General features: G+C 71.7%; 2 protein-coding genes. Both read right to left on the reverse strand.

Annotation, left to right across the window (positions count from 1 at the left end):
• Window positions 1-266, reverse strand: a 266-nt coding sequence (locus OERS_RS20335; RefSeq protein ID WP_139107968.1) for a hypothetical protein, incomplete at its 3' end; no start/stop codon positions are given.
• A 159-nt stretch (window positions 267-425) separates the two neighbouring features.
• The gene (locus tag OERS_RS20340; RefSeq protein WP_083201641.1) at window positions 426-3119 is read right to left on the reverse strand and encodes a discoidin domain-containing protein; all 2694 of its coding nucleotides are present in this window, start codon (window positions 3117-3119) and stop codon (window positions 426-428) included.
• Between the last annotated feature and the right edge of the window lie 303 nt (window positions 3120-3422).

The raw sequence follows: 3422 nt of genomic DNA on the forward strand, positions 1-3422 counted from the left end.
CCCCCGAGCACGGCCCCCACCGCCGTGAACACCCCCAGGAGGACGAACGCGGCCCGCTCCCCGAAGAGCGGTCCCCCACGGCGCACCGTGATCGCGATGCCGAGCGCTGCCACGAGGGCCAGGGCACCGAACAGCTCCACGGCGATCGTGGTGTCGTGGATGAAGTACCCCCTTCCTCGCCGCTGACTCATCAGCAGGATGGGGGCGATGACCGCCAGGATGATCAGGACGACGCTCTGCGTCGTCCCCTTGCGTCGCTTGTGCACCCGCACATGGTGGCAGACGTCGCACCGACGACGCCCTCGTACCCTCCGAGCCCGCCCGGCGGCCCTCGGCAGGCCTGGTCGGACCTGGGCAGACGGCACGACGACCGAGGGGTCCGGCCCGTGCGGGCCGGACCCCTCGGTCGTCGTGCTCGGCAGGCGTCAGCCGCAGTCGGCACCGGTGAACGGGACCTCGACGGGCACGGCCTGCTCGGACGCTCCCGTCGGGGCCACCTCGACGACGGCCGTGCCGCCCTCGACACCCACGGCACGCGTGCTGAACGCCGCGTGCGCCCGCTTCTCGGGCGAGAGCGCGGAGAAGCTCCGGCTGCCGTACGGCGTCGAGACCACGAGGTCGACGGGCACCACGTCGTCGTTGACGACGTCGACCGAGACCTGGGCCCGCCCTGCCACGCACCGCACGGTCGCGGTGGCGGTGACCTGTGCCTCCTCGGCAGGCGCCGCCCCCCGCACCTCGAGGTCGTAGAGCGACAGGTACGGGCTGAGGCTCTTGGTCGTCGTCGTCACCCTGACGTACCGCGCGGTGGTCGCCGTGACGGTCAGGACGTCGGTGCGCGCACCACCTGCGAGCCCGGTCCTGGTCACCAGAGGCGACCAGGACGCGCCGTCCTGCGACACCTCGACACGGTAGGCCGTCGCGGACGCGGCCTCCCAGCGCAGCGTGATCTCGTCGACCGTGCGGGCCGTGCCGAGGTCGACCTGGACCCACGGCTGTGCGCCGTAGTCGGCCGACCAGCGCGTCGAGGGGTCACCGTCGACGACGTTGGCCGCCGTCATGGTCGTCCCCGCCTCGACGCCCGAGGCCGTCGCGACGGCACCCAGGGCAAGGTCCGGACGGCCGAGGACGCTCAGCCGCCACGCACCGACCCCGTCAGGACCGCCGACGACCGCGCTCAGCCGGACGTACCGGGCCTCCTGGGCGGCGAACGTCGCCCGGTCCACCCCCGCCCCGGTCGCGTTGCGGTGCCGGGACGCCCGCGTCCAGGTCGACCCGTCGACCGAGACCTCGACCGTGTAGCTCGCCGCTGCCGCCGCGGTCCAGTCGGCCTCCACGGCGCCGACCGTCTGCACCGACCCCAGGTCCACGGTGAGCGAGGCAGGCTCGGTCGACCGGGTGCTCCAGCGCGTGGTCGTCTGGCCGTCCGTGAGGTGCTCGGGACCGTTGCCCTCGTCCGAGGACGAGGCCGTCACGGTCGCACCGTGGCTCAGCTCGCCCGCGAGCTGGCCGCCCCGCGTGAAGTCGACCACCTCGATGCCGGGACCCAGGCCCAGGGTGCGGGTGAGGGCAGAGAACTGCGCGAACGTGAGCTCGGGCGTCGCCCCGTCCCAGGTCTTCTGCGCGATCGTCGGGAAGGACAGCTCGACCAGGCCGTGCACGTCCTGCTGCGAGTAGTCGGCGTGGACGAGGTCGTTCCAGACCGCGAACATGGCCCCCTCCGCGGCCCCCTCGGGCACGGTCTTGTTCCCGGTCTTGTCGGGCGCCCAGGACGAGTAGAGCCACTGGTTGTTCAGCCCGTTGCCGTGGTAATAGCTCGCGAACGGGACGACGTACAGCGTCGAGTCGTCGGTGTTGAGGAACCGGTAGCCGTCGGCGTACGCCGACTCGATCGAGTACCAGCCGCCGTTCCAGGAGTTGATCGTGACGTCACGGTCGTACCCGTTCGCGTTGCCGTGCATCTGGGTGAAGCTGCCCCACGCGCGCGGATGCTTGCCGAGGCTGCGGACGTGGGCAGCCATGGTGTTGAAGTAGTCCCGGAAGAGCGCGGGCGACGCGTAGTACTCGTCGACGCCCATGTGCACGTCGGGTCCCTCGAACCACGGTGCGAACTCGGTGAAGATCGACTTCATGACGGCCGTCGCCTCGGGCTTGCTCAGGTCCAGGTGGTCGGAGTTGCCGCCGTTCGTCCCGAGCTCGGGCTTCCACCGGACGACCGAGCGCGCATGGGCCGGCCCCTCGATCTCGGGGATGATCGTCACCGCGTGAGCCGCCGCGGTGTCCTCGAAGGACTGCCAGTCCGCGCGGTCGTAGGCGCCGTCGGTCGAGGCGAGGCCCGCGAACGCGGGGTTGTCCGACTCGAGCCGGAAGCCCGCCTGGGCGTTGGCCCAGTTGCCGCCCGCCGGGCTGATCTCGTTGTCCATGAGATGGATCTGGAACTCGTTGAGCTTGAACCAGCTCATCATCGAGATGTAGTCGCGGACGAACTCGGGCGTGAAGAAGCGCCGCCCCACGTCGAGCATGAACCCGCGCGAGGCGTAGTCGGGCCAGTCGACCGACTCCCCGACGGGCACGCTGCCGCGACCCGGGCTCTGGACGAGCACCTGCAGGAAGCTCCGGGTCCCGTAGAAGGCACCCTGCTCGGTCGGTGCGGTCACGGTGAGACGCTCGGGGTCGACGTCGAGGACGTACCCCTCCTCGGCGAAGCGCTCGCCGCCCGCGGCATGGACGAGCCCGGGATCGACGACGAGGACGATGTCACCGTCGTCCGGCGCCGCGTCCAGGGCGACGGGGACGGTGCGGGCGGTGAGCTCGGCGATGTCCGTCGCGACCTGCCGGCCCATCTCCTCGAGCGCGGCGGGGACGACGATCCGGGTCGAGGCGTCGAGATCGAACGAGCCGCTGCCTCCCGTCCACTCCTTGAGTGTGGGGACGACCGCGGGCTTGGCGTTGGTGGCGTCGGCCGCGGCGGGAGCCGTCAGGGCGACGCTCCCGGCAGCCGTGCCGAGCGCGAGGGCGAGGGCGGTGGCCGAGGCGACCGTCCGCCGTCGGGCAGCGGACGGCCGGCGTCCGGGCAGGAGCCCCCTGGCGGGGCTCACGGGTGGTGGAACTGCGTGCATGGCGACCTTCTCTCTGGTCGGCGATGCGCCCGGGGTCTGCCGGGACCGGCGGCGATCGACGCTCGTGACATGGCATCTGTGGCACTCACTGCGTGGCCCGAGGATCGCCCGGGCAGTCCTCAGATTTGCGGGTGGTGACGGAGTTTGTCAATAGCGGGGCCTAAACGCGCACAAACCTGCAACATGTGGTTTCCTGGGGCGGACAAGCGGGACGCATCACCGGCCGGCGCCCGCCCGTGCCGGCCCCACCACCCCTGGCTCCTCGCCGTCCCACCGGGCACGATGGGACGATGAACCTCGCCG

Source organism: Oerskovia enterophila, assembly GCF_001692445.1.
Lineage (GTDB): Bacteria > Actinomycetota > Actinomycetes > Actinomycetales > Cellulomonadaceae > Oerskovia > Oerskovia enterophila.

Excerpts from the sequence above, each read along its gene's own strand:
- OERS_RS20340 (WP_083201641.1), bottom strand. The coding sequence starts at position 3,119 with ATGCACGCAGTTCCACCACCCGTGAGCCCCGCCAGGGGGCTCCTGCCC.